The 26,098-nt window shown below is 54.5% G+C and carries 20 protein-coding genes, 1 pseudogene and 1 other annotated feature; of the genes and pseudogenes, 16 read left to right on the top strand and 5 right to left on the bottom strand.

From position 1 onward, the window contains the following. Window positions 1–306: 306 nt before the first annotated feature. Window positions 307–3,057 (bottom strand): transglycosylase domain-containing protein, encoded by a 2,751-nt coding sequence (locus B1A75_RS07220; protein WP_079935987.1) that lies wholly within the window; start codon window positions 3,055–3,057, stop codon window positions 307–309. Window positions 3,058–3,212: 155 nt separating this feature from the next. Then, window positions 3,213–3,438: a binding site (T-box leader), on the top strand. A gap of 50 nt (window positions 3,439–3,488) precedes the next feature. Here B1A75_RS07220 and tyrS point away from each other — a divergent pair. Further along, entirely contained in the window at window positions 3,489–4,748 is a 1,260-nt protein-coding gene (gene tyrS / locus B1A75_RS07215) for a tyrosine--tRNA ligase (RefSeq protein ID WP_033025991.1), read from the top strand. Window positions 4,749–4,794: 46 nt separating this feature from the next. Here the strand turns inward: tyrS and rpsD are convergent, their stop codons facing one another. Then, on the bottom strand, window positions 4,795–5,397 hold the full coding sequence (gene rpsD / locus B1A75_RS07210) for a 30S ribosomal protein S4 (protein WP_011232276.1): 603 nt from the start codon (window positions 5,395–5,397) through the stop codon (window positions 4,795–4,797). Window positions 5,398–5,707: 310 nt separating this feature from the next. On the opposite strand from rpsD, the gene B1A75_RS07205 reads away from it, so the two are divergent. Then, on the top strand, window positions 5,708–7,567 hold the full coding sequence (locus tag B1A75_RS07205) for a sensor domain-containing diguanylate cyclase (protein ID WP_176202390.1): 1,860 nt from the start codon (window positions 5,708–5,710) through the stop codon (window positions 7,565–7,567). A 55-nt stretch (window positions 7,568–7,622) separates the two neighbouring features. On the opposite strand, the gene B1A75_RS07200 is transcribed toward B1A75_RS07205, so the two are convergent. Further along, complete coding sequence (locus tag B1A75_RS07200) at window positions 7,623–8,099, bottom strand: GAF domain-containing protein (RefSeq protein ID WP_033025989.1); 477 nt, start codon at window positions 8,097–8,099, stop codon at window positions 7,623–7,625. 92 nt (window positions 8,100–8,191) lie between these two features. Then, window positions 8,192–9,016 carry a histidinol-phosphatase HisJ gene (gene hisJ, locus B1A75_RS07195; protein WP_033025987.1) on the bottom strand — a complete coding sequence of 275 codons (825 nt, stop codon included), beginning with the start codon at window positions 9,014–9,016 and terminating at the stop codon, window positions 8,192–8,194. A gap of 185 nt (window positions 9,017–9,201) precedes the next feature. Here hisJ and ezrA point away from each other — a divergent pair, with 185 nt between their 5' ends. From ezrA to mbcS, 5 genes are all read left to right on the top strand, one after another. Continuing rightward, a complete protein-coding gene (gene ezrA, locus B1A75_RS07190; protein WP_079935986.1) occupies window positions 9,202–10,905 on the top strand; it encodes a septation ring formation regulator EzrA in 1,704 nt (567 codons plus the stop codon). Between the two features lie 158 nt (window positions 10,906–11,063). Next, window positions 11,064–12,209 carry a cysteine desulfurase family protein gene (locus B1A75_RS07185; RefSeq protein ID WP_033026000.1) on the top strand — a complete coding sequence of 382 codons (1,146 nt, stop codon included), beginning with the start codon at window positions 11,064–11,066 and terminating at the stop codon, window positions 12,207–12,209. A 4-nt stretch (window positions 12,210–12,213) separates the two neighbouring features. Continuing rightward, the gene (thiI, locus tag B1A75_RS07180; RefSeq protein WP_074043400.1) at window positions 12,214–13,419 is read left to right on the top strand and encodes a tRNA uracil 4-sulfurtransferase ThiI; all 1,206 of its coding nucleotides are present in this window, start codon (window positions 12,214–12,216) and stop codon (window positions 13,417–13,419) included. Between the two features lie 80 nt (window positions 13,420–13,499). Then, window positions 13,500–13,703 (top strand): alpha/beta-type small acid-soluble spore protein, encoded by a 204-nt coding sequence (locus B1A75_RS07175; protein WP_074043394.1) that lies wholly within the window; start codon window positions 13,500–13,502, stop codon window positions 13,701–13,703. Window positions 13,704–14,241: 538 nt separating this feature from the next. Beyond that, window positions 14,242–15,834, top strand: coding sequence for an acyl-CoA synthetase MbcS (gene mbcS, locus B1A75_RS07165; protein WP_074043393.1), 1,593 nt, complete (start codon window positions 14,242–14,244; stop codon window positions 15,832–15,834). 167 nt (window positions 15,835–16,001) lie between these two features. On the opposite strand, the gene B1A75_RS07160 is transcribed toward mbcS, so the two are convergent. Further along, on the bottom strand, window positions 16,002–16,805 hold the full coding sequence (locus B1A75_RS07160) for an NAD kinase (RefSeq protein ID WP_074043392.1): 804 nt from the start codon (window positions 16,803–16,805) through the stop codon (window positions 16,002–16,004). 111 nt (window positions 16,806–16,916) lie between these two features. Here B1A75_RS07160 and sppA point away from each other — a divergent pair, with 111 nt between their 5' ends. The 9 genes and pseudogenes from sppA to B1A75_RS07115 all read left to right on the top strand — a co-directional run bounded on the left by sppA (window position 16,917) and on the right by B1A75_RS07115 (window position 26,040). Next, on the top strand, window positions 16,917–17,924 hold the full coding sequence (gene sppA, locus B1A75_RS07155) for a signal peptide peptidase SppA (protein ID WP_053413909.1): 1,008 nt from the start codon (window positions 16,917–16,919) through the stop codon (window positions 17,922–17,924). Window positions 17,925–17,936: 12 nt separating this feature from the next. After that, a complete protein-coding gene (locus B1A75_RS07150) occupies window positions 17,937–18,407 on the top strand; it encodes an RDD family protein (RefSeq protein WP_074043391.1) in 471 nt (156 codons plus the stop codon). Between the two features lie 315 nt (window positions 18,408–18,722). Continuing rightward, on the top strand, window positions 18,723–19,412 hold the full coding sequence (locus B1A75_RS07145; RefSeq protein ID WP_074043390.1) for a DUF2953 domain-containing protein: 690 nt from the start codon (window positions 18,723–18,725) through the stop codon (window positions 19,410–19,412). A gap of 11 nt (window positions 19,413–19,423) precedes the next feature. Continuing rightward, a pseudogene (gene ytfJ / locus B1A75_RS07140) lies at window positions 19,424–19,939 on the top strand (GerW family sporulation protein). A 199-nt stretch (window positions 19,940–20,138) separates the two neighbouring features. Next, window positions 20,139–21,506 (top strand): ISLre2-like element ISGsp3 family transposase, encoded by a 1,368-nt coding sequence (locus B1A75_RS07135; RefSeq protein ID WP_079935985.1) that lies wholly within the window; start codon window positions 20,139–20,141, stop codon window positions 21,504–21,506. Window positions 21,507–21,904: 398 nt separating this feature from the next. Continuing rightward, complete coding sequence (gene tpx / locus B1A75_RS07130; protein WP_074043389.1) at window positions 21,905–22,405, top strand: thiol peroxidase; 501 nt, start codon at window positions 21,905–21,907, stop codon at window positions 22,403–22,405. A gap of 161 nt (window positions 22,406–22,566) precedes the next feature. Further along, window positions 22,567–23,556 (top strand): class I SAM-dependent methyltransferase, encoded by a 990-nt coding sequence (locus B1A75_RS07125; protein ID WP_079935984.1) that lies wholly within the window; start codon window positions 22,567–22,569, stop codon window positions 23,554–23,556. Between the two features lie 197 nt (window positions 23,557–23,753). Next, entirely contained in the window at window positions 23,754–24,944 is a 1,191-nt protein-coding gene (locus B1A75_RS07120; protein ID WP_011232259.1) for an acetate kinase, read from the top strand. 571 nt (window positions 24,945–25,515) lie between these two features. Then, a complete protein-coding gene (locus B1A75_RS07115) occupies window positions 25,516–26,040 on the top strand; it encodes a hypothetical protein (RefSeq protein ID WP_307898762.1) in 525 nt (174 codons plus the stop codon). Window positions 26,041–26,098: the final 58 nt, after the last annotated feature.

Below are 26,098 nucleotides of genomic sequence, written 5' to 3'. Positions count from 1 at the left end.
TTGTTCTTTTCCGGCAAAAGCCGAAGCTGGGGCGGCTGCAAGGACGGTGATTGAACGGAAAACGCGGCCAACAGCGTGATTTCTCAATTTGAAAAACCTCATAAATGCCCGTTTCCCCTTCGCTTAAGAACCATCCATTTGGCGAAAATCGTTGTGCTTCCCCCATCTTCACAAAACAAGAAAGAGGGTGTCCCAAAAGGATCGGGACACCCTTTCTTATTACCGTATATAGGTATAAAACAATCAATAAGAAACAATATGTTGTGTTTTGTTTAAGGGAAATTACCCTTTTGGGTCAGCCCCTTGTCACTCCACGTCACCCGACGGCGGGGGAGAAGACGGCTCGCCGCTCTTTTGATGACCGGAATCGGTTGACGAGGCGGACGGCAGCGAAACGGGATTCGACGGCGCCGATTCCTGTCCGGCGATGTCCACAGCGGTGACGCAATACGCTGCACCTGGCTGCAATTTGGAAAACGTGGTCGCCCCTCCGGCTTTTACGGTGGCAACGATGCGCCGCGCCCCCATTTCGTTCACTTGATAGACACGGTAGCCAATCACATCCGGCTCATTATGGCGGTTCCAAACGAGCTGGCCGCCGTCGAGGCGGATCACGGGCGGGGATGGGGGGCGCCCGTTTTCCTTTAATGGGGCGACAACAAACACATCGTCGATCTGCACCTCGCCGTTGATCCCCCAATCGGCGAGCAGGTCCGGATTCACAATGACCTCGCGGGTGACAAACTCTTCCGGCGTTGTCTCGAGCGCCGCATAGCGACGCTCGCCGATGATGACGAGCCGGCTTTCGGTCAAATCGTCCTCGCTTCCTGTCCGCGGCGCAAACTTCGTATTGTACAAATCGTAGCGGACAAGCCCGGCTTTTTCGCACGCCGCCGATGGGCTGAAGCCGCTTGCAGCGCAGTAAGCGCGGCGGACGATGCCGCCTGGCATGAGAAACCGCTTCGACGGAGCGATGAGCTTCGGATTTTGGTCATAAGCCGCATTCATCAGCTGCGCCCATAACAGCTGGGTGCGCCGGCTGTAGGAAAGCCCTTTGTAGCGCGATTCAAGCGGCGCCGGCCGGTCATAGCCGATCCAAACGCCGAAGGTGACGTTCGGATTGACGGCGACAAACCAAGAATCGCGCTTGTCCTGCGATGTCCCCGTTTTGCCGGCCCAGTCCGCGGAAAATTTCAAGTAGCGTGGCACCGCCGAAGCTGTTCCGCCGCGAAGCACGTCGCGCATCATATCGATCATCAAGTACGACGTTTGCGGAGAAAACACCGGGACGGGCTTGCTTTGATGTTCGTAAACGATCTTTCCGTTCTTGTCGACAATCTTCTCAATCATGTAGGCGTCAACGAACGATCCGTAATTGGCGAACGTCGCATAGGCGTTGACGTTTTCTTCGACCGTGACGCCAATGTGCGTCCCGCCGATCGCTAGAGCCGGGTTGTTTTCTTCCTGCTTGGCGACGCTTTTGATCCCCATTTTATGCAAATAGTCGATCGGATGTCGGGATCGGATTCTCATATACGTCCGAATGGCCGGGATGTTGTACGACTGCTCGAGCGCGCGCCGCGCCGAGACAAGGCCGTGCGTTTTTCCGTCCGCGTTTTTCGGCGTATACGAACCGATCGACAGCGGGAGATCGGGAATGATGGTGCCTGGCTGGATGACGCCCATCTCCATCGCCGGCGCGTATACTAAGAGCGGCTTCATCGTTGACCCGTTGGAACGGTGCGCTTGGGTGGCGTGATTCAACTGTTCGCGCTTGTAATCGCGGCCGCCGACGAAACTGATGATTTTTCCGGTTTTGTTTTCGATGAGCATCGCCCCGACTTCGACCGGTTGGCGATGGGCGACCATTTTTCCCGTTTTCTTGTCTTTGGTGTAATACACATTGTCGCTGCCGTAATAGGCGTAACGAGCGGCGATGCGCTGCATCTGCTCATAAATATTCTTGTCGATCGTCGTGTAAATACGATATCCGCCTTGGCGCAGCGCTTTTTCCGCCTCGCCGAGGTAGCGGCGGGAACGAGCGGGGTCGCGCTTCAGCTCTTCCGGCTTATAGCCGTCGCGCTTGGCGAACGTTTCCGCCAGCACGTCTTTTGCCCGTCTCTCGATTTCCATCGTCAAAAACGGATACCGTTCAAACGGCGACGGCTTCGGGGCGGCGAAATGCTTCGCCACATCATAGGCAAGCGCTTCCTTGTACTGCCCTTCGGAAATATAGCCGGCCCGCTTCATCCGGTAAAGCACCGTTTTCATCCGCTTCAAGCCCGCCGAGATGTCCGGTTTGACGCTGCCGTCAGCGGCAAACGGGGTGTAGACGAACGGGTTTTGCGGCAGTCCGGCCAAAAACGCCGCTTGAGCGAGATTCAACTCTTTGGCGTTGACGCCAAAGACGCCCTGGGCCGCGGCTTGGATGCCGGCAATGTTGCGCCCCGAAGAATTGCGGCCGAACGGAACGACGTTTAAATACGCCTCTAAAATGTCCTCTTTGGAAAAAAATTTCTCCAGGCGAAGCGAAAGCAGCATTTCTTTCGCCTTCCGCTCGAACGACACTTCGCTTGTCAGCAGTTGATTTTTGACGAGCTGCTGCGTAAGCGTGCTCCCGCCGCTTTTGACCGGCGAGTTCGTCAGCTCTTGAAACATGGCGCGGATGACTGCCTTCGGAACGACGCCGTCATGTTCATAAAAATGTTCGTCTTCGGTCGCGATGATGGCTTGCACGACGTACGGAGACACGTCGGACAGGCGCACCGCCTCGCGGTCAAGGTCGGACCGGAATCGCCCTAAATACACGCCGCCGTCAAAGTACATATGGCTCGTTTCGCCGTAACTGTAAATCTCCTTTTTCATCTCGTCGGGCGAGGGAACGGGCATATCCTTGACCAAAAAGGCAAAATAGCCGGCTCCCGCGCCGATGGCAAAGCAGACAAGGCAGAGTGTGGCGATGAGCAAAATCAAGATGACGTTCCAAACAACATCGTATGTAAGTGAAAAATAATGCCACGCTTTTTCGAGAGAAAAGGAAAGTTGGTTTCGTTTCATGCCGGCCCCCCTATGTGGTGGATCATTATGTATAAGTATACCATAGGAAAGGGATGTCATTGTGGAATTTTGCCGATTTTTCGCCGTTTGTGCGAAAAGCGTTAGGGTTGACAGCGAGTGCATCGCTATGATAAAAAAATGTATATATTTCATATGAGAAAGCGATGACGGGAACAAGTAGCGGCTGTCTCCCTGGTGCAGAGAGCTGGCGGACGGTGCGAGCCAGCCCACAGGCAGGCGCGAATTACCTCCCTGAGCAGCGATGGCGAACGGTTTTGGCACCTAGTAGCCATCCGCCGGCCGGCGCCGTTATCCAAATGAGCGAGAAAGCGTCATGCTTTCTAAGTAGGGTGGTACCGCGGTTCGACACTCGCCCCTTCATCACGGGCGGGTGTTTTCTTTTTCGTGACATTCATAGAGAGGTGAAGGACATGGATTTGCTTGCAGAATTGCAATGGCGCGGGCTCGTCAACCAAACGACGGATGAAGACGGGTTGCGCAAGCTGTTGAATGAGGAGCGGGTGACGCTCTACTGCGGGTTTGACCCGACGGCGGACAGTTTGCATATTGGCAACTTGGCTGCCATTTTGACGCTGCGCCGCTTCCAGCAGGCGGGGCACCGGCCGATCGCCCTAGTCGGTGGGGCGACAGGATTAATCGGTGACCCGAGCGGGAAAAAAAGCGAGCGCACGCTCAATGCCAAAGAGACGGTCGAGGCATGGAGCGCGCGTATTAAAGAGCAGCTCGGCCGCTTTTTAGATTTTGAAGCGGACGGCAATCCGGCGAAAATCAAAAACAACTACGACTGGATTGGGCCGCTTGATGTCATTACGTTTTTGCGCGACGTCGGCAAGCATTTCAGCGTCAACTACATGATGGCGAAAGAGTCGGTGCAATCGCGCATCGAGACGGGCATTTCGTTTACCGAGTTCAGTTATATGATGCTGCAGGCGTATGACTTCCTGAAGTTGTACGAGACAGAAGGCTGCCGCCTGCAAATCGGCGGAAGCGACCAATGGGGCAACATCACGGCAGGGCTTGAGCTTATTCGCAAAACGAAAGGCGAGGCGCGGGCGTTTGGCTTGACGATCCCGCTTGTGACGAAAGCGGACGGCACGAAATTCGGGAAAACGGAAAGCGGCACGATTTGGCTCGATAAAGAGAAAACATCGCCGTACGAGTTTTACCAGTTTTGGATCAACACCGATGACCGCGATGTGATCCGTTACTTGAAGTACTTTACGTTCCTGTCGAAAGAGGAAATCGAAGCGCTTGAACAAGAGCTTCGTGAGGCCCCAGAGAAGCGGGCGGCCCAAAAGGCGCTTGCCGAGGAAGTGACAAAGCTCGTGCACGGCGAAGAGGCGCTCAGGCAAGCGATTCGCATTTCTGAAGCGCTCTTTAGCGGCGACATTGCCAATTTGACAGCGGCGGAAATTGAGCAAGGGTTCAAAGATGTGCCGTCATTCGTTCATGAAGGAGGCGACGTTCCGCTTGTCGAGCTGCTCGTTTCTGCCGGCATTTCGCCATCGAAGCGGCAAGCGCGCGAAGACATCCAAAACGGCGCCATTTACGTCAACGGCGAGCGCCTTCAAGACGTCGGAGCCATATTAACGGCTGAACACCGCCTTGAGGGGCGGTTTACGGTCATCCGCCGCGGGAAGAAAAAGTATTATTTGATTCGCTACGCCTAAGAAAAAAGATCCGAAATGCATCGGCATTTCGGATCTTTTTTGCGCCTTAACGCGAGTAGAACTCGACGATGAGCGCTTCGTTGATTTCCGCCGGCAGTTCGGAACGTTCCGGCAAGCGGGTGTACGTTCCTTCCATTTTTTCCGGATTGAACGTCAAGTAATCCGGAATGTAGTTGTTCGCTTCGAGCGCTTCTTTAATCACTTGCAAGTTGCGCGATTTTTCGCGAACGGCGATCGTTTGTCCCGGTTTGACGCGGTACGACGGGATGTTGACGCGGCTGCCGTCGACCAAAATGTGGCCGTGCGTCACGAGCTGGCGGGCTTGACGGCGCGTGCGGGCCAACCCTAAGCGATAGACGAGGTTGTCTAGGCGCGATTCTAACAAAATCATGAAGTTTTCGCCGTGTTTGCCCGGCATTTTGCCCGCTTCTTCAAACGTTTTGCGGAATTGGCGTTCGTTCACGCCGTACATATGGCGCAGCTTTTGTTTTTCTTGCAGCTGCAAGCCATATTCCGACAATTTCCGCCGTTGCCCCGGACCATGTTGGCCAGGCGGATACGGACGTTTTTGCAATTCTTTCCCCGTGCCGCTCAACGAGATGCCGAGGCGGCGGGAAATTTTCCACATTGGGCCAGTATAACGAGCCATTCGTTGCTCCTCCTTACGCTTTTATTCCCGTAAAATAAAAGCAGATGTGCGCCAACAATTATGGCCATTTCGTTTTCATGCATCCTCGCTCTCGCAGCTAAGAGTTACACGATGCACCTCGGCGGGCCGAGGAACAAAATGGACCATAAAGGTGGGCACAAAGGCTGCTATATTTTACACAAAGGCTATTATATGATTTTTAGAGGATAAAGTCAACATTTTGTTTCCCTTCTTCGCTATTCGTATGATATAATAAAAGATGCAATTTTTAGAAAAAAATTGTCATCCCATTCTCGCGTTTGGAATGATGATGCCGGTTTGGGTGGAAAAGGCGATGAACAAGGAAGAAATGAAGCGGTATGAATCGTTTAAACAAAAATTTTTCCACTGGTTTTTGGCGTTTCAGGATGATGGGCCGTTTTCGGCGGCGGCGGGCGAGTTGCTCGCGCTGCTAAAAGAAGAGCTGGCGCTCGAGCAAGCCGTTTTTTATTTGTACGACCCGGTGCGGGCGGCTTTTTATCCGGAAGCGGCCGCGGTTGGGACGCCGGACGCTCGGCCGATCGCGGCTGATGGAGAACGGAAAGTCGCTGTTGTCGATGCCGGTGGGCCGCATATGGCGGCCCGGCTCTTTTTCATGCTTTCCGATGAGGCGCCGGCGATGGTCGAGCTGATGTATCGAAAAGACGGTGGTTTTGACGAACGGTTGTTGTGGGAGATCCGGGCGGATTTGGCGCGATTGTTTCGGAAACTTAGCGCGGTGCTGCAAGGGGCGGGCGAAGAGAAACGGTATGGACAGCTGCATCGCTTCGCCGCGAAAATTCATTCCTCGATGCGTATCGATGATGTGCTTGAAGAAATTATCCGCACGCTGCAAAACGTCTATCCATCGTTCACCTACCACCTTCTGTTGTCGCATGACAACCATCTGCGCGGAAATTTGCCGATCAAAACGCTTGTATTGGATGAAAGCGAAAAACAGACGGCGGCGTTGCGGGCGTTTTTGACTGGACAAGTGCAATGCGAGGAAATGGAGGCGCCGCCGCGCTCGATGCTGTACGCCCCGATTAAAGGGGTGCAGGCGGTGTATGGGGTGATTGAAATTATCGCTCCATACGCCGCGCCATTTCCAAAACGGGAGATTCATTTTATTTCGCTGCTGGCGAGCACGGCTGGAAGCGCGCTTGAGAACGCCAAATTGTATGAACAGTCGCGCCGGCTTGTCGCCGATTTGCAGCTCATCAACGACACGATGCGCCAATTGAACGCCCGGCCGCGGCTTCACGAAGCCATTGAGTACATGGTATCGCAAATCCAACAATCGTTCGGCGCAGACGAAGTCGGTTTTTTCTTGTTTGCCGACGGCAAGCGGGAGCTTTTGCCAGGCAGCACGCCGTTTTTTTTCGACCATCGGTCCGAGCCCTATATCGAATGGGTGGAAAAGCGACGCCAAAGCGGAAATGACATTTTATTTGCCGGCGATGTATGCGTGTCCGCTTTCGGTCCGTTTCGCTCCATCATGGCGGCGCCGATGCAGCAAAACAAAGAAACGAAAGGACTGTGCATTGCGCTCGCCAGCGAGCCATACCGATTTACGTTTGAGATGTTTAAGCTCTTGGAATCGCTCGTTCAACATTCAACGCTGGCGTTTATGAACGCGATGCTGCGCGAAGAGCTCGAGAAGCTGGTGATCACCGATTATTTGACAAAGCTGCATACGCGCCGCTACTTAGACGAGGTGATCCAAACATCCATGGAATCCGATGCATCAGGGGCGCTCATTTTGTTTGACATCGACAACTTTAAGCAAATCAACGATGTGTACGGCCATCAAACGGGCGATGGGGTGCTCGTCCAAGTGGCTGAGACGGTGCGCGCCAACATTCGCGATGGCGATGTGGCGGCGCGTTGGGGCGGGGAAGAGCTGGCGGTGTATTTGCCGAAAGTGCCGCTGTCTGAAGCCATTTCGATTGCCCGCCGCATCACAGAAAAAGTCAGAGAACAAACGATTCCGACGGTGACCGTTTCGTGCGGCGTGTCATGGTGGGAGCGCCATGGCTGCGAGGATGCAAAACAGCTGTTCAAACGAGCCGACGCCGCGCTTTATATGGCAAAAGAGACGGGAAAAAACTGCATTTTTGTGCACGATGACTGTCATTTGTATAAGGTGTAAAAAAGAGGAATCCGGGCAAGCGGATTCCTTCTTCGCGCTTGGTGCGCTTTTTTCGTCAGGCGGAAATGAGCACGCTGGCAAACTGCTCCAAGTAGCGGCGGTCGATGTCATCGAAGCGGTTTTTCACCGGGCTGTCGATGTCAAGAACGCCGATGACGCGGCCGTCTTTGATGAGCGGCACGACGATTTCCGATTGAGACGCCGCATCGCAGGCGATATGGCCCGGGAATTGGTGAACGTCAGGAACGACCACCGTCCGCCGTTTGGCGGCCGCCGTGCCGCACACCCCCTTGCCGAACGGAATGCGTACGCATGCCGGCAAGCCTTGGAACGGGCCAAGCACAAGCTCCTCGCCGTCTGCGAGATAAAAACCGACCCAGTTGATGTCGGTGAAAAACTGGTTGAGCAAGGCGGCTGCGTTCGCCAAGTTGGCGATGAAGTTGGGTTCCCCGGAAATGAGCGATTTCAGCTGTTCGATGACGAGCGCGTAATTTTCTTCGCGTGTTCCGTTGTAAGCCATGGGACGAAACATAGAACTAGCCTCCTTTTTCATCATGGTTGGAGCAGGACTCTGGCCTCAACATCCAGCAGGATGCAAGCAGGGAAATGGCTGATTCGCCTATTTTATGACGGCTGCGGGCGGTTGTCAACCGAAAGCGCCTCACGGTCCATCCTGTCCCGTCCTTGGTGCAAGTCGGCGGCGCGATGGGCGTCGGATCCATAGACGATCGGGATGCCCCGCCGCCGCGCCTCGGCGATCACGCCGCCCGGCGGATACGGCTCAAGGCAGAGCGGTTTGGCGGCGCCGGCGCCGTTGTAGTCCAATTCATAGCCGAACTGCTTGATGTCATCGAGAATGGCAACAATCCACTCATCCATTGGTTCCGAGCATGGGAAACGGCGTTGGAACTTGCGCACAAGGGTCATATGGCCGATGCGTTTCGGTTTGTAGCGGCCAAGCTCCGTGCGGATCGATTGCCGCACCGTTTCGTAGTAGGCGCGGTGGACGCGTTCGACCGATCCGAACAGGCGGACGATGTCGGCGAACATATCTTCGCTGTAATCAAGGCATACATATTGCCCCTCGTGGGCCAAAAAGTGAACCGATAAAATGCTGTCGTCAAGCAACGGGCCGACCTCGTCGAGCAGGCGGGTTGTTTCTTCCTCAAAGCCAGGAATAAAATCGACTTCGAGCCCGACACGGATGGCAATGTCGTTTCGGTAGCGGGCTTTCACCTCAGTGACGGCGTGCAAATAGCGCTCAAGCTGGCCCAGCTCCATCGAACAGTCTTGGTTGGGCGTCGGATCGATAAACCGCTCAGGAAGCGGGGCATGCTCCGTAAAGGAAATGTCGGTATAGCCCAGTTCGATCGCGCGCTCTACATAGGCCTCAAGCGGATCTTGGCTTCCATGCGGACAAAACGGCGTATGAATATGCCCGTCGCGCATGATCGATTTTCCTCCTTTCTCCCTTATGTATCATAGCAAAAATCCTGTAAAAAAAATAAAAATTTTGGTCAAAAAATGTCGTTAACATGGTATCATAAAAACATTGAAAAACATATATTTCTGCCTTCTCCGCTATTTTCGTTTGTTCGATAGAAGTAGCTTGAGTGCAAGGAGGGCATCAGCGGATGGGAATGGCATGGATCGTTCTGCTCCTCGGAGCGGGGGCAATCATATATAATCATGTGTACCGGAAGCGGATGTACCGGGAAATCGATCGGCTCGAGGAATGGAAAATCAACTTGATGAACAGGCCGGTGCCGGATGAGCTGGCGAAAGTGAAACAGCTGAATATGACAGGGGAGACGGAGCAGCTGTTTGAACGATGGCGCCAGCAATGGGACGACATTGTAGCCGTCAAGCTGCCGAATGTGGAAGAACAGCTGTTTGACGCGGAGCGGCTGCTCGACAAATACCGCTACCGGCAGGCGCGCCGGCTGCTTGGGCAGATCGCCGACGGATTGCGTCGTCTTGAGGAAGAAGTGCATGAAATCATTCATGAAGTGAATGAGTTGATCGGCAGCGAGGAACAAAGCCGGGCGGAGATCGAGGAGCTGCGTGCGGCTCACCGGGAAGCGAAAAAGGCGTTGCTTGCTTACCGTTATACGTTCGGTTCGGCTGCCGACTTGCTTGACGTCCGTTTAACGGAAGCGGAAAAGCAGTTTCAGCGGTTTGCCGAATTGACGGAAGCCGGCAACTATTTGGCGGCGCGCGATGTGGTTCTGACGCTGAAGGAAGAGCTCGGCCGGCTCACAGCTATGATGGAAGAAATTCCTAAACTGCTTGGCGAATGCCAAACGTCGTTGCCAGCTCAGCTCGCTGAGTTGGCTGATGGCTATCGAGAGATGGAAGAGCGCGGATACATCCTTGACCATTTGCACATGGAGCGCACGCTTCAGGAAAAGCGGGAAAAAATCGAGCAATGTCTGGCCATGATCCATGAGCTGCGCATCGAAGAAGCGAAGCAGATTGTCGCTGAGCTGAAAGAAGAGATCGACGCGCTCTACGATTTGCTCGAAAACGAAGTGCTCGCGCATCAATATGTGCAAACGGAAATGCCGCGCATTGGCAGCATGCTTCAGGAGCTCGCCGCCGAGGCGAAGGAAACCGAGGCCGAGGCGCTGTTCGTCCAGCAAAGCTACCATTTGGCGCCAAGCGACCTCGAAAAGTACCGGAGCATCGAAAAGCAGCTGCACCAGTTGCAAAAGCGGTTTTTTCTCATTCAAGGCCGCGTTGCCGAGGCGAAAACAGCGTATTCGCTCCTGAAAGAGGAGCTTGAGCAGCTTGTGTCCCAAATCGACCTCATGAAGGAAGAGCATGAACAGTTTCGAACGATGCTGCAGACGCTGCGCAAAGACGAATTGATCGCCCGCGAAAAGCTTGACGGCATGCGAAAAACATTGGCCGAGGCGCTCCGCCTTGTGCAAAAAAGCCGGCTGCCGGGGCTGCCTGAACCGTATGCGCTTGAATTGGCGGAAGCGAGACGCAGCTTGCAAGCCGTTGCCGCGCGTCTTGAAGAAAAGCCGCTTGACATGCCGGCGGTCGACCAAGCGTTGGAGGAGGCGAAAGCGGCTGTGGAACGGCTGTATGAGCGGACGGTGGAAATGATCGAACAGGCGACGCTGGCGGAGCGGACGATTCAATACGGCAACCGCTACCGCCGCCGCTATCCAGCGGTCCGCAAAGGGCTGGAAGAAGCCGAATTTTTATTTCGCCATTATGATTATGAGGAGGCGCTCCGGCAGGCGGTGGCGGCCGTTGAAGAAGTCGAGCCGGGCGCGTTTGACCGTGTGCAGAAATTATGGCAGGAGGATAACAGCCGGGAGCAGTGATAAACCACCCGATAAATGTCGGCTTTCACCGATATTTATCGGTTTTTTGGTGAATAATGTAAATGACTGTGTGTTTTCGTTGCCGATTGGCGCCTGTTTTGGTTAAGATGGACGATGGACAGCGATATTTTGCCGACAATGAGCGGAGGATGGAAGCGATGATTTATCTTGACAACAGTGCGACGACCAAACCATTTCCCGAGGTGGTCGATTCGTTCGTCGCCGTCGCAACGAACTATTTTGCCAATCCGTCGTCGCTCCATGGGCTGGGCATGAAGGCGGAGCGGCTTTTGGCGCAGGCGCGTGAACAAATCGCCGCCATGCTGCGCGTTAAGCCGAACGAAATCGTTTTTACCTCCGGCGGAACGGAGGCGAACAATTTCGCCATCAAAGGGGTCGCCTGGCAATATCAGCGGCGCGGCCGGCATATCATTACGACGGAAATCGAGCATCCGTCTGTCGCCGAACCGTGCCGCCAGCTTGAGGAGCTTGGTTTTGAGGTGACGTACTTGCCGGTCGACCGCGAAGGAAGGGTATCGGTTGAGCAAGTGGAACGCGCGCTGCGCGACGATACGATTCTCGTGTCGGTCATGCACGTCAATAACGAAGTTGGCACGGTGCAGCCGATCGAAGAAATCGGCGCCCTCTTGGCCCGCTATCCGAAAACATTGTTTCACGTCGATCGGGTGCAAGGGATCAGCAAAGTGCCGCTCGACTTGAAGCAAGCCGGCGTCGATTTATGCACGATATCGGCGCATAAATTTCACGGATTGCGCGGCGCCGGCTTGCTTTACGTCCGTGAAGGCGTCCGCTTGGCGCCGTTGATTGCCGGCGGCGGGCAGGAGCGGCAGCTTCGGTCCGGAACGGAAAATGTCGCCGCCATCGTCGCGATGGCGAAGGCGCTTCGCTTGGCGCTCGAGCGCTACGAGCGGGACATCGGCCGGCTTCAAGCATTGAAAGACGAGTGGCTTGAAGCGCTCTCTGCGATTCCAGACATCGAGATCAACACGCCGCGCGATGGCGCCGCTCCTCATATCATCAACTTTTCGTTAAAGCGCGGCGTGAAGCCGGAAGTGTTTGTTCACGAACTAGAAAAAAGCGGAATCTACGTTTCGACGACGTCGGCCTGTTCATCGAAAAAGAAGGCGCCGAGCAAGACGCTTTTGGCCATGGGGCTCGGCGAGGGCCGCGCCGAGCGCGGCATTCGCATCAGCTTGTCGTTTGACAATAGCCAGGAAGAAATCGCGCCGGCGGTGGCGGCGATCAAACAGGCGATCAAAACATTAAGCGAGGTAACGGAATAAGATGATGAACTATGACCGCATTTTGATCCGCTACGGAGAAATGACGACGAAAGGAAAAAACCGGAACATCTTCGTCCGGCGTCTTAAAAACAACATTGCCCGCAAACTGCAGGCGTTCGAGCGGATTCAGATTGAATATATGCGCGACCGAATGTACATTTTATTAAACGGCGAGCCGCATGAACCGATCATCGAAAAGCTGAAAACCGTTTTTGGCATTCATTCGTTCAGCCTGGCGATGAAGTGCGAAAACGATCTGGACGCCATTAAGGAAACGGCGCTCGCCGCCGTCCGCCAGCTCCCATACAAAGGAAAAACGTTTAAAGTGAGCGCCCGCCGCGTCGATAAGCAGTTTCCGTATCGAAGCGACGAGCTGAACTACGAGGTGGGGGCGCATATTTTGCGGCAGACGGACGGACTTAGGGTCAACGTGCGTGAGCCGGATATTGACGTGCGCATTGAAGTGCGCCAAGACGGGACATATGTCACGTGCCGCGACATTTTCGGCGCCGGCGGCCTGCCGGTCGGAACGAGCGGCAAGGCGATGCTCATGCTCTCCGGCGGCATTGACAGCCCGGTTGCTGGTTATTTGGCGATGAAGCGCGGCTTGGAAATCGAGGCCGTCCACTTTTTCAGCCCGCCGTTTACAAGCGAACGGGCGAAGCAAAAAGTGATTGACCTCGTGCGCAAGTTGACGACATACGGCGGGAGAATCAAGCTTCACATCGTGCCGTTTACGGAAGTGCAGCAAGCCATTTACCAAGGCGTTCCGAACGAGTACTCGCTCATTTCCACTCGGCGGGCGATGCTGAAGATCACCGACGCGCTGCGCCGCCGCCAGCGGGCGTTGGCGATTGTCACAGGCGAAAGCCTCGGCCAAGTCGCGAGCCAGACGCTAGAAAGCATGTACGTGATCAATGAGGTGACCAACACCCCGATTTTGCGCCCGCTTGTTTCGATGGATAAACTTGAAATTATCGAGCTGGCGAAGCAAATCGGCACACATGATATTTCCATTCTTCCGTATGAAGACTGTTGCACCATTTTTACGCCAAGAGCGCCGAAAACGAAGCCGAAAAAAGAAAAAGTGTTCCATTATGAGAGCCAGCTCGACCTCGCTCCGCTTCTGGAAAAGGCAGTCAATGACACAGAAACGCTCGTCATTGATGAAGAAACAGGGCAGGGCGATGAGTTTGCCGAGCTGTTTTGAATCTCAAAATTTACCAAAAGCATCGCTGCATATCGCCATCTGTTTTCACACATTCTATAGGTACAAGGAGGTGAAAACAGATGGCACGAAACAAAACCAATCAACTGCTTGTTCCGGGTGCGCAACAAGCGCTGGAGCAAATGAAATATGAGATCGCTCAAGAATTTGGCGTGAACTTAGGTGCTGACACGACTTCGCGCGCCAACGGTTCGGTCGGCGGCGAGATTACGAAACGTCTCGTAGCCATGGCGCAGCAACAATTGGGCGGCGCACGCCAATTCTAATTTCATACGGCTGGCTTACGCGGCGGGGGCATTCCCCGCCGCTTTCATCATCTTTGGCGAGGAGACCCCCACTTCAACGACCAAAGGGAGTAAGTGGGGGAGGAATCGCCCTTCCTCCTTTCTTTTGTGTATGATAGAATAAAGGCATGGAGAAAACCGTTGAATCAAGGCACTCCAAATTACGTTGCTCGATGTAGGGAGTTGGTTGCAGGAAACGTTGCAACCGTAAAACATCGAACGTACATCTGTCTGTTGTGCGTGGAAGTCAAGCACCGCCAACAGACGCGCCGAATCGTTCGGCAATGATGCAGGCATGACCTGCGTCGTTGGGTAGTCGTCAACCTGCCCCTGATGCAACCCCAAGTCAAGGAAGGAGATTGATGCCCGTTCGCACTTCTGGGGAGTTGCAAGCCCCCACTTCAAGCGTTAGCTAAGTGGGAGTAGTTGACATGGGAAAAACGGTATTCAAAATAGAACGACTATTTTGTATAATAGAGATGCCGACCGCGGCGAAACAAGACAGAGGGGGAGAGGAACGATGAGGCGGGAAGACTTGATTGCTCCCGAGCGCTACAATTTAACATCGGAAATGGAACGGCATGCGGCCGCCGACCCGGACCGGATCGCGTTGAAATGGGAGAGCGAGCAAGGCGAAACGAAAGAGATTACATACGGCCGCTTGATGGCGCGCGCCAACCAAATTGGAAACGCTTTCTTATCGCATGGGCTCGAAAAAGGCGATAAAGTGCTCGTCATGATGCCGCGCCTCATTGAAACATACGAAGTGTACGTAGGGGCGCTCAAAGCCGGGCTTGTCGTCATCCCAAGCTCGGAGATGCTGCGGACGAAAGATTTGCAATATCGGCTCGTCCATAGCGAAGCGAAAGCTGTTGTCGCTTATGCGCCGTATACGGACGAATTTGCGCCGATTGACGGCATCGACCGTTTGACGAAGTTCGTCATCGGGGAACCCCGAGACGGATGGATTCCGCTTGAAGACGCCATGGCGAAGGAGAGCGAAACGCTCGAGGCGGCGGACACCTCGCGCGATGATATGGCGTTTTTGTCTTACACGTCCGGCACAACCGGCAATCCGAAAGGAGTCGTCCATTGCCATGGCTGGGCGTACGCCCATTTGCGCACCGCGGCGAAAAACTGGCTGTGCATTGAAGATGGCGACCTCGTTTGGGCGACGGCCGGACCAGGGTGGCAAAAATGGATTTGGAGTCCGTTTTTATCGGTGCTCGGTTCGGGGGCGACCGGGTTCGTCTACTACGGCCGCTTTGAACCGGAAACATATTTGCATCTATTGGAAAAATACAACATCAATGTGCTTTGCTGCACGCCGACCGAGTATCGTTTGATGGCGAAAGTGCCGGACATCGGCCGCTATAACCTATCCCATTTGCACAGCGCCGTGTCCGCCGGCGAGCCGCTCAACCGCGAAGTGATCGACACGTTTGCCAAGCATTTCGGCGTCGAAGTGCGCGACGGCTACGGGCAGACGGAAAACACGCTGCTTGTCGGCGTCATGAAAGGAATGCCCATCAAGCCGGGTTCGATGGGGAAACCGACGCCAGGCAACCGCGTCGAAATTATCGATGAAAACGGCGAGCCGTGCCCGCCCGGACAAGTCGGCGACATCGCCGTCCATATCGAAACGCCGGCGCTGTTTAAGTATTATTACAAAGATCCGGAGCGGACAGCGATGCAGTTCCGCGGCGACTACTACATTACGGGAGACAAAGCGCGCAAAGACGAAGACGGCTATTTCTGGTTTGAAGGCCGCGGGGATGACATCATCATCAGCGCCGGCTATACGATCGGCCCGTTTGAAGTCGAAGACGCGCTTGTCAAGCACCCAGCCGTCAAAGAGTGCGCCGTCGTCGCCAGTCCGGATGAAGTGCGCGGCCATGTCGTCAAAGCGTTTGTCGTATTGCGCGACGGGGTCGACAAAGACGATCCGTCTCTGATTCCGGCCCTGCAAGAACATGTGAAACAGTTGACGGCGCCGTACAAATACCCGCGCAAAATCGAGTTTGTCGACGATTTGCCGAAAACGGCGTCCGGAAAAATCCGCCGCGTCGAGCTGCGCGAGCGGGAAGCCCGCCTTGCCGGCCGGTCGTCGTAAGCAGAAAGAGCCGGTTGAGCTGGCGGCTGCCAGAAGCGGAGCGATGTCCGCGCGGCGACCAAACAAGAGGGTGTCTCAAAAGCAACGAGACACCCTCTTGCCGCATGCGCGTCGAACGGATTCGCCATTTTAGATTCGGTGTTTCGCCGGGAGAACAGACACACGCTTCACAAAAAGACGCGTTTCACTTTATCCCAGAACGAATTGTCTTTCAAGCGCACCGTTTTGACCACCCGGTCGCTTAAACGAATGTCAATCCGCTCAATATGCTGGATGCTCAGCGCTTCATTGTCGAGGCCGATGATCGGAAAATGGCTCGTTTCCTCTGACATTTTCAGCGTCAACGTCCGCGAGCCGCTCAAAATGAACGGCGAGCCGAGCGTCCGATAGCGGTTGCTGTTGAGCGAGGCGAGTTCGCTCACTTGAAAGCACGGCAAGAGCGGATCGACGACCGCCCCGTGCACCGATTTATTGTAGCCGGTGCTGCCGGTCGGCGTCGACACGATGATGCCGTCGCCGCGGAACGTCTCGAAATGCAAGTCGTCGATGAAAACGTCGATCGCCATCGTTTTAATGATTTGCGAGCGGATCGAACATTCGTTTAAGCAGAAAAACGAAGCCGCGCCGTCGATCGTCACTTCGATGACCGGGTAGCGCCGCACTTCGAGTTTCCAATTTTTCGCCGCTTCCACCATATGATCGATGTCGTCAATATGGAAATCGCAGTAAAACCCGCGCGCCGGCAAGACGGACACGCCGACGTACAAACGGTCAGGAAGAAATCCCGTCTGCCGGACCGCCTGCAAAAACGCGCCGTCATCCCCGATGCTGACGATGATGTTCGCTTCCCGATAGTCGTCGACGACAACAAACGGACCGCGCTCCGCCAGCTCAATGAGCGGCTTCACCCGTTCGATGAGCTCGTCGTCGCGCTTATAAAAAAAATAAAGACGGTTGCGTTCCATATCCATTTTTTGCGTCCTCCCAATGGCATCATCTAATCAATCGATGTACAATGAATATTGTACCACGTTTGCCAGGATTCTAAAAATATGGGCAGCCGATGCAGGGGGGGGAAGACGATGAATCGAAAACGATGGACCGCGTTGGCCATCGCCGCCGCCTTGTTTGTGATCTCGGTGCTTGTTCAAGCGGTTGGCGTTCTTTTGTCCGACAAGGCCGGCGGCTGGTCGGAAAGCTGGCTGGCGCTCATGGAGTCGCCATTTAGCGAAGAAGTCATCGCCGAGGGTGACCCGTTGAAAAAAATCGCCGTGTTGGAAGTGAACGGAGTTATTCAAGATGCGGGGGAAGCGGAGTCGTTTCTTTCCTCATCACAGTACAACCACCAAACGTTTTTGCAAATGATCAAACAGGCGAAAGAGGATCAAGACGTCAAAGCGATCATCTTGCGCATCAATTCGCCGGGAGGCGGTGTCGCGGAAAGCGCGGAAATTTACGATCAGCTGATGAAGCTGAAAAAGAAGACGAACAAGCCGATTTACGTATCGATGGGGGCCATGGCCGCCTCGGGCGGTTACTATATCGCTGCGGCCGGCGATAAAATTTTCGCCAGCCCGGAGACGATCACCGGCTCCATCGGCGTCATCATGCAAAGCGTCAACTATGAAGGGCTGGCAAAGAAGTACGGCGTGGAGCTTGTCACGATCAAAAGCGGGCCGTACAAAGACATCATGAATCCGGCGCGCAAAATGACCGAAGCGGAACGGGAGATTTTGCAGCGGCTGATCAATGATTCGTATGATGCGTTTGTTGATGTGGTAGCCAAAGGGAGAAAGCTGCCGGAAGACACGGTGCGCAAGCTGGCGGACGGCCGCATTTATGACGGGCGACAGGCGAAGGCGCTCCGCCTTGTCGACGAGTTCGGCTACTTGGATGACGCGATCGCTGCGCTCAAAAAAGAGCATCATTTAACCGGCGCTCAAGTCGTAAAATACGTGAACGATGCGCCGTGGAGCTCTCTCTTTGAGATGGTGTCGAACCGGATGAAGCCGGACAGCGAGGCGGCCGGGCTCATCCGCCTGTTGTCGCGCCCATCCTCGCCGCGGCTTATGTATTTATACGCCGAATAAAGGAGTGGAAACATGACGGACATGCAAGCAACGGCGCCGCTGGCGGATCATCTCCCGCCGGCAGAGCGCCCCCTCTGCTACGGCGGCTTTTGGCTTCGTTTTTGGGCGTATTGCCTTGATGTCATTGTTGTCTCGAGCCTCAACCGGCTCATCGTTTGGCCGCTTTTTCGCCTGTTCGATTGGCCGCTTGAGCGGGACCATTTGTTCGCGCCAGCGGCGGTCGCGGCCGCCGTCGTCTTTTACGCCTATTTCGTGTTGATGACGAAAGCGTTTGGGCAGACGCTTGGCAAAATGGTGTTCGGCTTAAAAGTGGTCGATGAGCGCGGCGAGCCGCTCACCTGGCTCACCGTGCTGTTTCGCGAAGTCGTCGGCAAATTCATCGCGAAAAAATTGCTGTTCATCGGTTTTTTGTTTGTTGCGTTTTCCGAAAAGAAAAAAGGGATGCATGACCAGTTCGCGGATACGATCGTCGTCCGCGAGTAACAATCCGCCCGCATCAAGAACGGACCGTCAACCAATGTCCGCCTGCCGAAACGGCAGGTTTATTTTTTTTCCAGATGGCGACAATGTATGATGGGTAGCGTCAAAAGTTCTATGAAAAACCCACACAGGCCATCCCATTGAGCATCGTGGGGCGTGCTCAAAGCCGGATTCGCCCTTGACCAACACCTGCCAAAGGTGCGAAAGGGTCGTCAAGGGCGACGGGGACAAAAAAGAAGGCAATAGGAAAGCCGCCCTTGATTTGCCCAAATTTTACCTTTGGCGGTGTTCGGTTGGTCAAGAAAGGGAGGGCGGACATTGAAAGCAGTCATCGCGGTCATCGCAACGGTCGTTCTTTTGCTTCTTCTCGTCGCCTGGATGAAAGTATCGGTGACGGTCGTGTTTCGCCATATGAAAGACGACGATGAATGCAAAATCGTGGTGCGCACGCTGTTTGGCCTCCTCCGCTACACCGTTCGCGTCCCGCTCATCAAGCTGGACATGGATCCGGATGCGCCGGGGGTGGCGTTTCTCCAGAAAAAAGGAGTGGAGGGAACGCGCGGGAAAGAGGAAAAGAAAGGGAAATTGACCCTAAAAAAAATCGCCGACCTGTTTCGGCAGCTGAAGAGGTTTCTCGAGCAAGTCGTCGACTTGCACGAAATTATGAAACAGTTTTACCGTCACGTGACGATTATGAAATGGGAATGGAAGACGACGATTGGCACCGGCGACGCAGCATCGACCGGCCTGCTCGTGGGGCTTGGCTGGTCGCTGAAATACATGATCATCGGCGCTGCGAGCCGCTATATGAACATGAAAACAACTCCGGCTGTCGCCATCGTTCCGGCCTACGATCGGGCCGCTTCGGAAACGGTGTTTTTATGTATGATTCAGTTTCGAATCGGGCATGCTATGGTAGCAGGATTGCGAGTGGTCAAACATTGGCGCGGACGGCGGCTGCCAAAGCGAAACCCATTGGCAGCCAAGCAGGCAAATGAAGGCTACTAGGAGGAATGACGATGACGAACCATCCGATTCAAGGGCTGATGACAACAGCGATGGAAAACTTAAAACAAATGATCGACGTCAATACGATTATCGGCGACCCGGTGGAGACGCCTGACGGCAGCGTCATTTTGACTGTGTCGAAAGTCGGGTTTGGCTTTGCCGCCGGCGGCAGCGAGTTTATGCTTGACGGCCAACAAAATGGCCACCAAGGGGCGCAAGCCGGCGGGAACGGGCAGGCCCAAGGGAACGGACATCCGTTTGGCGGCGGCAGCGGCGGCGGCGTCTCGATTACGCCGATTGCGTTTCTCGTCGTCAACTCGTCCGGGGTGAAGCTGCTCCATTTGGATGAAAGCACGCACTTATACGAAAAAATTCTCGATGTCGCGCCGCAGGCGTTTGAGAAGATKCAGGCGAKGCWGMAGRAARAMRWGAAWSAMSKCGCCGCAGRCSWAAARGYMGATGACTTTGACATTYAGCSRKACCGTTGGCRWCCGGCGTTTTYKKCWRTCMGTTGGCGCAAWCTYTAGWCATSSGAAWGTGTGAGTAAAATATTTGTGGGTGACATTCCGAAATGATCCCCGACGAGGGTTGCGAACTTTTGTTCGCGACGCTCGTCGGGGCCACCAAGCGAAGCGCGGTAGAAAAAAGCAAATGTCATGCAAAAAGGACTCTCTCCCTGCTATGATGGTGATGACCAACATCCATAAAACAGGAGGGAGAGAGTCCATGAAACATCTTACCACAGAATGGCCTTTATTAAAAGAGCTGGAGGAACAATTAGTCAGAACTCTTCAAAAGGTGTTCGCTGTCTTGTTGGCGGCCCTTTTGGAGGAGATCGATCAACAACTGGCGGAAGCGCGGGACAAGCGCCGGTATCAGCTGAAAGACAAACGGCCGACCACGATCCAAACGCTGTTTGGAGAAGTGACGTTTCGACGGAACTACTACTATGATCGGCAGGCGGGGGCGTATACCTTCTTGCTGGATGCCGAACTGGGCTTTGATGGAGCGCAGTCGATCAGCCCTTGCCTCGAGGAAACGGCGGTCGAGTTGGCCGTAGAGTGCTCTTCCTACCGCAAAGCAGCCCGTACGTTGGAGTCGATCGTGGGGTATGCGGTCCTAAGCCACGAGGCGATTCGCCAACTGGTGCTGGAGGCCCCTGTCTCGCTGCACCACCCTGTTTCCCAACGGCACGGCCGAGTGCTGTTTGTGGAGGCGGATGGGCTGTTCATTTCCCGCCAGGGGAAAGGGAAACGGGCGAAAGAAGAGAAAATCCTGGCGATTCACGAGGGATGGAAACGAAACGGTTCGCAGCTCGAGCTCGTGAACCGGCGCCACTACCTCCATGAAGGGGCGGGAGACGTGTGGGAACGGTTTGAAGAGTGGCTGATGAACGAATATGCCTATGATCCGTGCCGGGACCTTTTGATCATCAACGGCGACGCGGCGTCGTGGATCACGGCCTGCCGGGAGTATTTTGGGAAGCGGGCGTGCTTTCAGCTGGATCGATTTCATGTGGCGCGGGAGCTGCGTCAGTGTCTGTCCGGCCATCCGCGTTGGCGGGAGGTGCGGAAGAAGCTGGCGAAACAAGACGAAGAGGGGCTTCTGGTGGAGCTGAACAGCGCGGTCGGCACGTTGGAGGACGAAGCGAAAGAGAAGCAGATGGCTGCCATGATCCGTCGGATCGAGTCGATGCCGGGATGCATCCGGGACTATCGGGAGTGGCTGTCGGAGCAAGGGGTGGAGACGACCGGCATGCGTCCGATGGGCCACGCCGAGAGCGTGATGAGCCGGTTTGCGCATCGGGTGAAATCCCGCCGCAGCTGGAAAGACCAAGGGCTTCGGGCGTTTCTGAGGGCGATGGCAGCCCGAATCGACGGGATTTGGCGGAGAAATGGGCAGTTGGTGGAGGAAGAAGAGACCCGAACGGCAGCCTCGGCCTCGACGAAGTCCAAGCGGGTTGAACAGGCCAAACGGAAGGCAGGACGGTTGTGGGCAGATGTGGTGCGTCAGAATCTACCGTGTCTGCAGCGGTCATCCGGGACGCCGATCCATCGAGCGTTGTCGGCGCTTCGGGATTTTGGTTGGGTGTAAAAAAATGGAATACAATATCATCACCTCAAGATGAGGGATGAGAGTCCGAAAGCGCTTACGATATCAATTCCTGAAAATGGTTCGCTAACTAGTGATTGACAACACCCGTAGTGAACCGAAAAAATGTTCTCCACAAAGTCTTGACTGACTCCATGGGATGAACCGATTGCTTTGACGCAGTCAAAAGTGATATACTTTTCTTAAAGCGTCTTGAATCGGACGCACAGGGCGTGAAGCACCATTGAGGTGTTTGCTCATGAAAGTCTTGCGGAATAAGGGTGAGTTCTGCACGCAGGTGTACGAGAAACCCTTTAGTACGCGAGAACCCCACGACTTTAGTCGTTGGGAGATTCAGTATGGAAATAAGTACATATTTCTTCTAAAGGGGGAGAGAACCCATGGCCAATGTGACGTTTAAAGGCAATCCGGTCACGCTCGTCGGCAACGAAGTGAAAGTCGGCGACAAAGCGCCGGATTTCACCGTGCTTGATCAAAACTTGCAGGAAGTGACGCTCGCGGATACGAAAGGGCACGTCCGCCTGATCAGCGTCGTTCCGTCGCTCGACACTGGGGTTTGCGACGCGCAAACGCGCCGGTTTAACGAGGAAGCGGCGAAGCTCGACAATGTGAAAGTGTTGACGATCAGCGTCGATTTGCCGTTTGCGCAAAAGCGGTGGTGCGGCGCCGCCGGCATTGAGAACGTTCAAGTGTTGTCCGACCATCGCGATGTCTCGTTCGGACAAGCATACGGCGTCTTGATCAAAGAACTGCGCCTGCTTGCTCGCGCCGTGTTTGTCATCGACAGCAATGACACGGTGACGTATGTCGAATACGTGCCGGAAGTGACGAACCATCCGAACTACGAAGCGGCGATTGAAGCGGCGAAAGCGGCGAAATAACGAAGAGCAGCAGGTTGCTTCACTTGTCATATGCGAAAGAATGGAGAGCGGCCCCGACTCGTTCGGGGTCGTTTCTTTTCTGCCGCCCTTTCTTGCCTGTGAAGCCAAGCGGGCGTACAATAAGGAGCAGGGGCGCGGCTAGAAAGGAGGGAAGGCCTGACATGATGACGCCAGTCGAACGAATGTTTACGGTTTTGGATGAAACGGCCCAGATTTTGCAAGAAGAATTGCAATGCACGTATTTGGAGGCCGTCGCGGAGACGGGGGAAAATTTGTTCCACGGCGACGTGCTGCAAAGCGAAGTGAGCGAACTGAACGCGAAACGGTTGAAAAAGCAGTATCGCGAACTGATGCTGGAACGGTTTCAAAACGAAGAAATCCGCAAGGCGTTTCAGCTTGCGGTGTTAAAAGGGATGCGCAAACATGTCCAGCCGCATCATCAAATGACCCCGGATGCGGTCAGTTTGTTTTTGGCGTATTTAGTTCGCGAGTTTACGCGCTCGCGTTTGGCGCTGACGATCTTCGACCCGGCCGTCGGCACGGCGAATTTATTGACGGCGGTGTTAAACGGCCTTCGGGGAAAACAGGCGAACAGCTACGGCAGCGATGTCGACGATCTGCTTGTCAAATTGGCGTACGTCAACGCGAACTTGCAAAAGCATCCGGTGCAGCTGTTTAATCAAGACAGCCTAAGGCCGCTGTTTGTCGAGCCGGTTGATGTCGTCGTCTGCGACTTGCCGGTCGGCTATTATCCCGATGACGATAATGCCGCCCGCTTCGCCTTAAAAGCGAAGGAAGGACGGTCGTATGCCCATCATTTGTTCATCGAGCAAAGCTTGCGCTATACGAAAGAGGGCGGCTACTTGTTTTTCCTCATCCCGAATACGTTGTTCTCGAGCCCGCAGGCGGGGCAGCTGAACGAATTTTTAAAGGAGTCGGCCATCGTCCAAGGAGTCTTGCAGTTGCCGCTGTCGATGTTTAAAAACGATCAGGCGGCGAAAAGTGTGTTTATTTTGCAAAAGAAAGGACCGAATGTCAAAAAGCCGAAACACGTGCTGCTTGTTGAGCTGCCGCGATTCTCCAACAAATCGGCGATGCAGGCGATGATGGCGAAAATCAACGCGTGGATCGCCGCGGAAAAAGAGAGCTGACGGCCTTCGCTTTTCCGGAGGCCGTTTGTATTTTCACAAGATAAAAACATTTTTTTGCAACCGGTTGCGAAACAAAGCCGCGCTTGAAACACGAAAACGGGAGGCATACAATGAAAAAGGCATAGTGAAACGGCGCCCGATCGCGCACACTAACGGTAAGCGCGAGCGGATTTTGGCAAAAAGGAGCTGTGTTTTCGATGGCGAAAGTGCTAGCCATTAATGCGGGAAGTTCCTCGTTGAAATTCCAGCTGTTTGAGATGCCGGCAGAAACGGTGTTGACCAAAGGGGTCGTCGAACGGATCGGCTTTGACGACGCGATTTTCACCATTGTCGTAAATGGCGAAAAACATCAAGAAGTGACGGCGATTCCGGATCATGCCGCGGCCGTCAAAATGCTGCTTGATAAGCTCATTCGCTACGGCATTATCCGTTCGTTTGACGAAATTGACGGCATCGGGCACCGCGTCGTCCACGGCGGGGAGAAGTTCAGTGATTCGGTGCTCATCACCGAGGACGTCATCAAGCAAATTGAAGAAGTGTCCGAGCTCGCCCCGCTCCATAACCCGGCCAACCTCGTCGGCATTCGGGCGTTTCAGGAAGTGCTGCCGGACGTGCCGGCCGTGGCGGTGTTTGACACGGCGTTCCACCAGACGATGCCGGAACAGTCGTTTTTATACAGCTTGCCATATGAGTATTACACGAAATTCGGCATCCGCAAGTACGGCTTCCACGGCACGTCGCACAAATACGTCACCCAGCGGGCGGCGGAGCTTCTCGGCCGGCCGATCGAACAGCTGCGCCTCATCTCGTGCCATTTAGGCAACGGGGCGAGCATCGCGGCGGTTGAAGGCGGCAAGTCGATCGACACGTCCATGGGCTTTACGCCATTAGCCGGCGTGGCGATGGGAACGCGCTCCGGCAACATTGACCCAGCGCTCATTCCGTACATTATGGAAAAAACGGGAATGACCGCCGATGAAGTGATTGAAGTGCTGAACAAAAAGAGCGGTATGCTCGGCCTGTCCGGCATCTCGAGCGATTTGCGCGACTTGGAAAAAGCGGCCGCCGAAGGAAATGAGCGCGCGGAACTCGCGCTTGAAGTGTTTGCGAATCGCATTCATAAATACATCGGCTCGTATGCGGCGCGCATGTGCGGGGTCGATGCCATCATCTTCACCGCCGGCATCGGCGAAAACAGCGAAGTCGTGCGGGCTAAAGTGCTGCGCGGCCTCGAGTTTATGGGAGTTTACTGGGATCCTATTCTAAACAAAGTGCGCGGCAAAGAAGCGTTCATCAGCTACCCGCACTCGCCGGTCAAAGTGCTCGTCATCCCGACCAATGAAGAGTTGATGATCGCCCGCGACGTCATGCGGCTGGCGAATTTGTAAGGGTTTTTGGGCATTTGCAAACGAAAACTTAACGCAAAATGAACGAAAACTTGCTAAAGCAACCTTTTTTTCATGTTCCAAAAAATAAGAATATGGAAGGAGGTTGCTTTTTTCTGCCTCTTGATCCTCCTTCCCCACTTGCCCGTGGTTGCGTAGATCATTTCAAAAAACAAAATCGATCGATTCCTCCCCACTTTCGCTCCGGTTGGAATGAACGTTAAAAAGAGGAGATGAAGCACTTGTTTACGCAACCCTACCCGCGGTTGGCAAGGAACCAGACCGATAAGGCTGTTGAAAAACAACCATTTCTAGATTGAATGTTCTTTTGTGAAGAGAAAGGCAGCCTTATTTGAGCCATCTGATGGCTGAACTACATTTTCTGTTCAATCACCGGCCATTGATGGCCTGCCGTGAATGCAGCCCGATGTCGTTCCTTTACGCTCTTTCCAGCTCCCTTCAATTTCTGTACGAGCCATCGCGTTCGCAGTCCTGCCCCGTCAAAATTCGGAATGGTGAACGGGGGTGTTTTCTTTTAGTGTAAGGAATGAAAAGACCGATCGAAAAAGGGGGAATGACCGTGCCGGTTTTCCACGATGCGAACCATTTGTACCGCGTCATCGGCGAATTTATGATGATCCCGGCGCGCGAGCGGACATGGGAGGAGTTGCGCTCATGGTGGGGGAGCCATCCGTCCTATCAAGAACATGGAGACGAATTGACGCAAATCAACCGGATTGGAACCGATATCAGCCGCTCCGGCATCGCTGTTGTGTTTGCCATCACTCAACCGGAGGCAATGATCAGCATTGACGCAAAACGGACGAAGGAGACAGAGAAATATACTGTCCTTCTTGGCGAAGAAATCGCGCGCCCCGATATTCGCATTGAAACGAGCGGGGATGTCGCTCATCAATTTTGGGGGGGAAACATTCAGCTGCCGTTCGCCCTTCTGACAGGGAAAATGAAAGCGAAAGGGTCGAAAATGAAGGCGTTGCAGCTCGTGCCGCGCATCGTCCCCGCCTTTCCCCTCTATTGGCGGTATTTGGAGCTGATCGGGGAGCAAGATTTGCTTCGCGCGTTGCAAACCCGTCGCTAGGGGAGAGAAATGTCGGGGGGTGCAGCCATAATGCGGGGGGAAATTCCGAGAATGGTCG

Source organism: Geobacillus sp. LEMMY01, from assembly GCF_002042905.1.
Classification (GTDB): domain Bacteria; phylum Bacillota; class Bacilli; order Bacillales; family Anoxybacillaceae; genus Geobacillus; species Geobacillus proteiniphilus.
The sequence above is the reverse complement of the archived record's forward strand: the minus strand, read 5'-3'. Positions and strand labels throughout refer to the sequence as shown.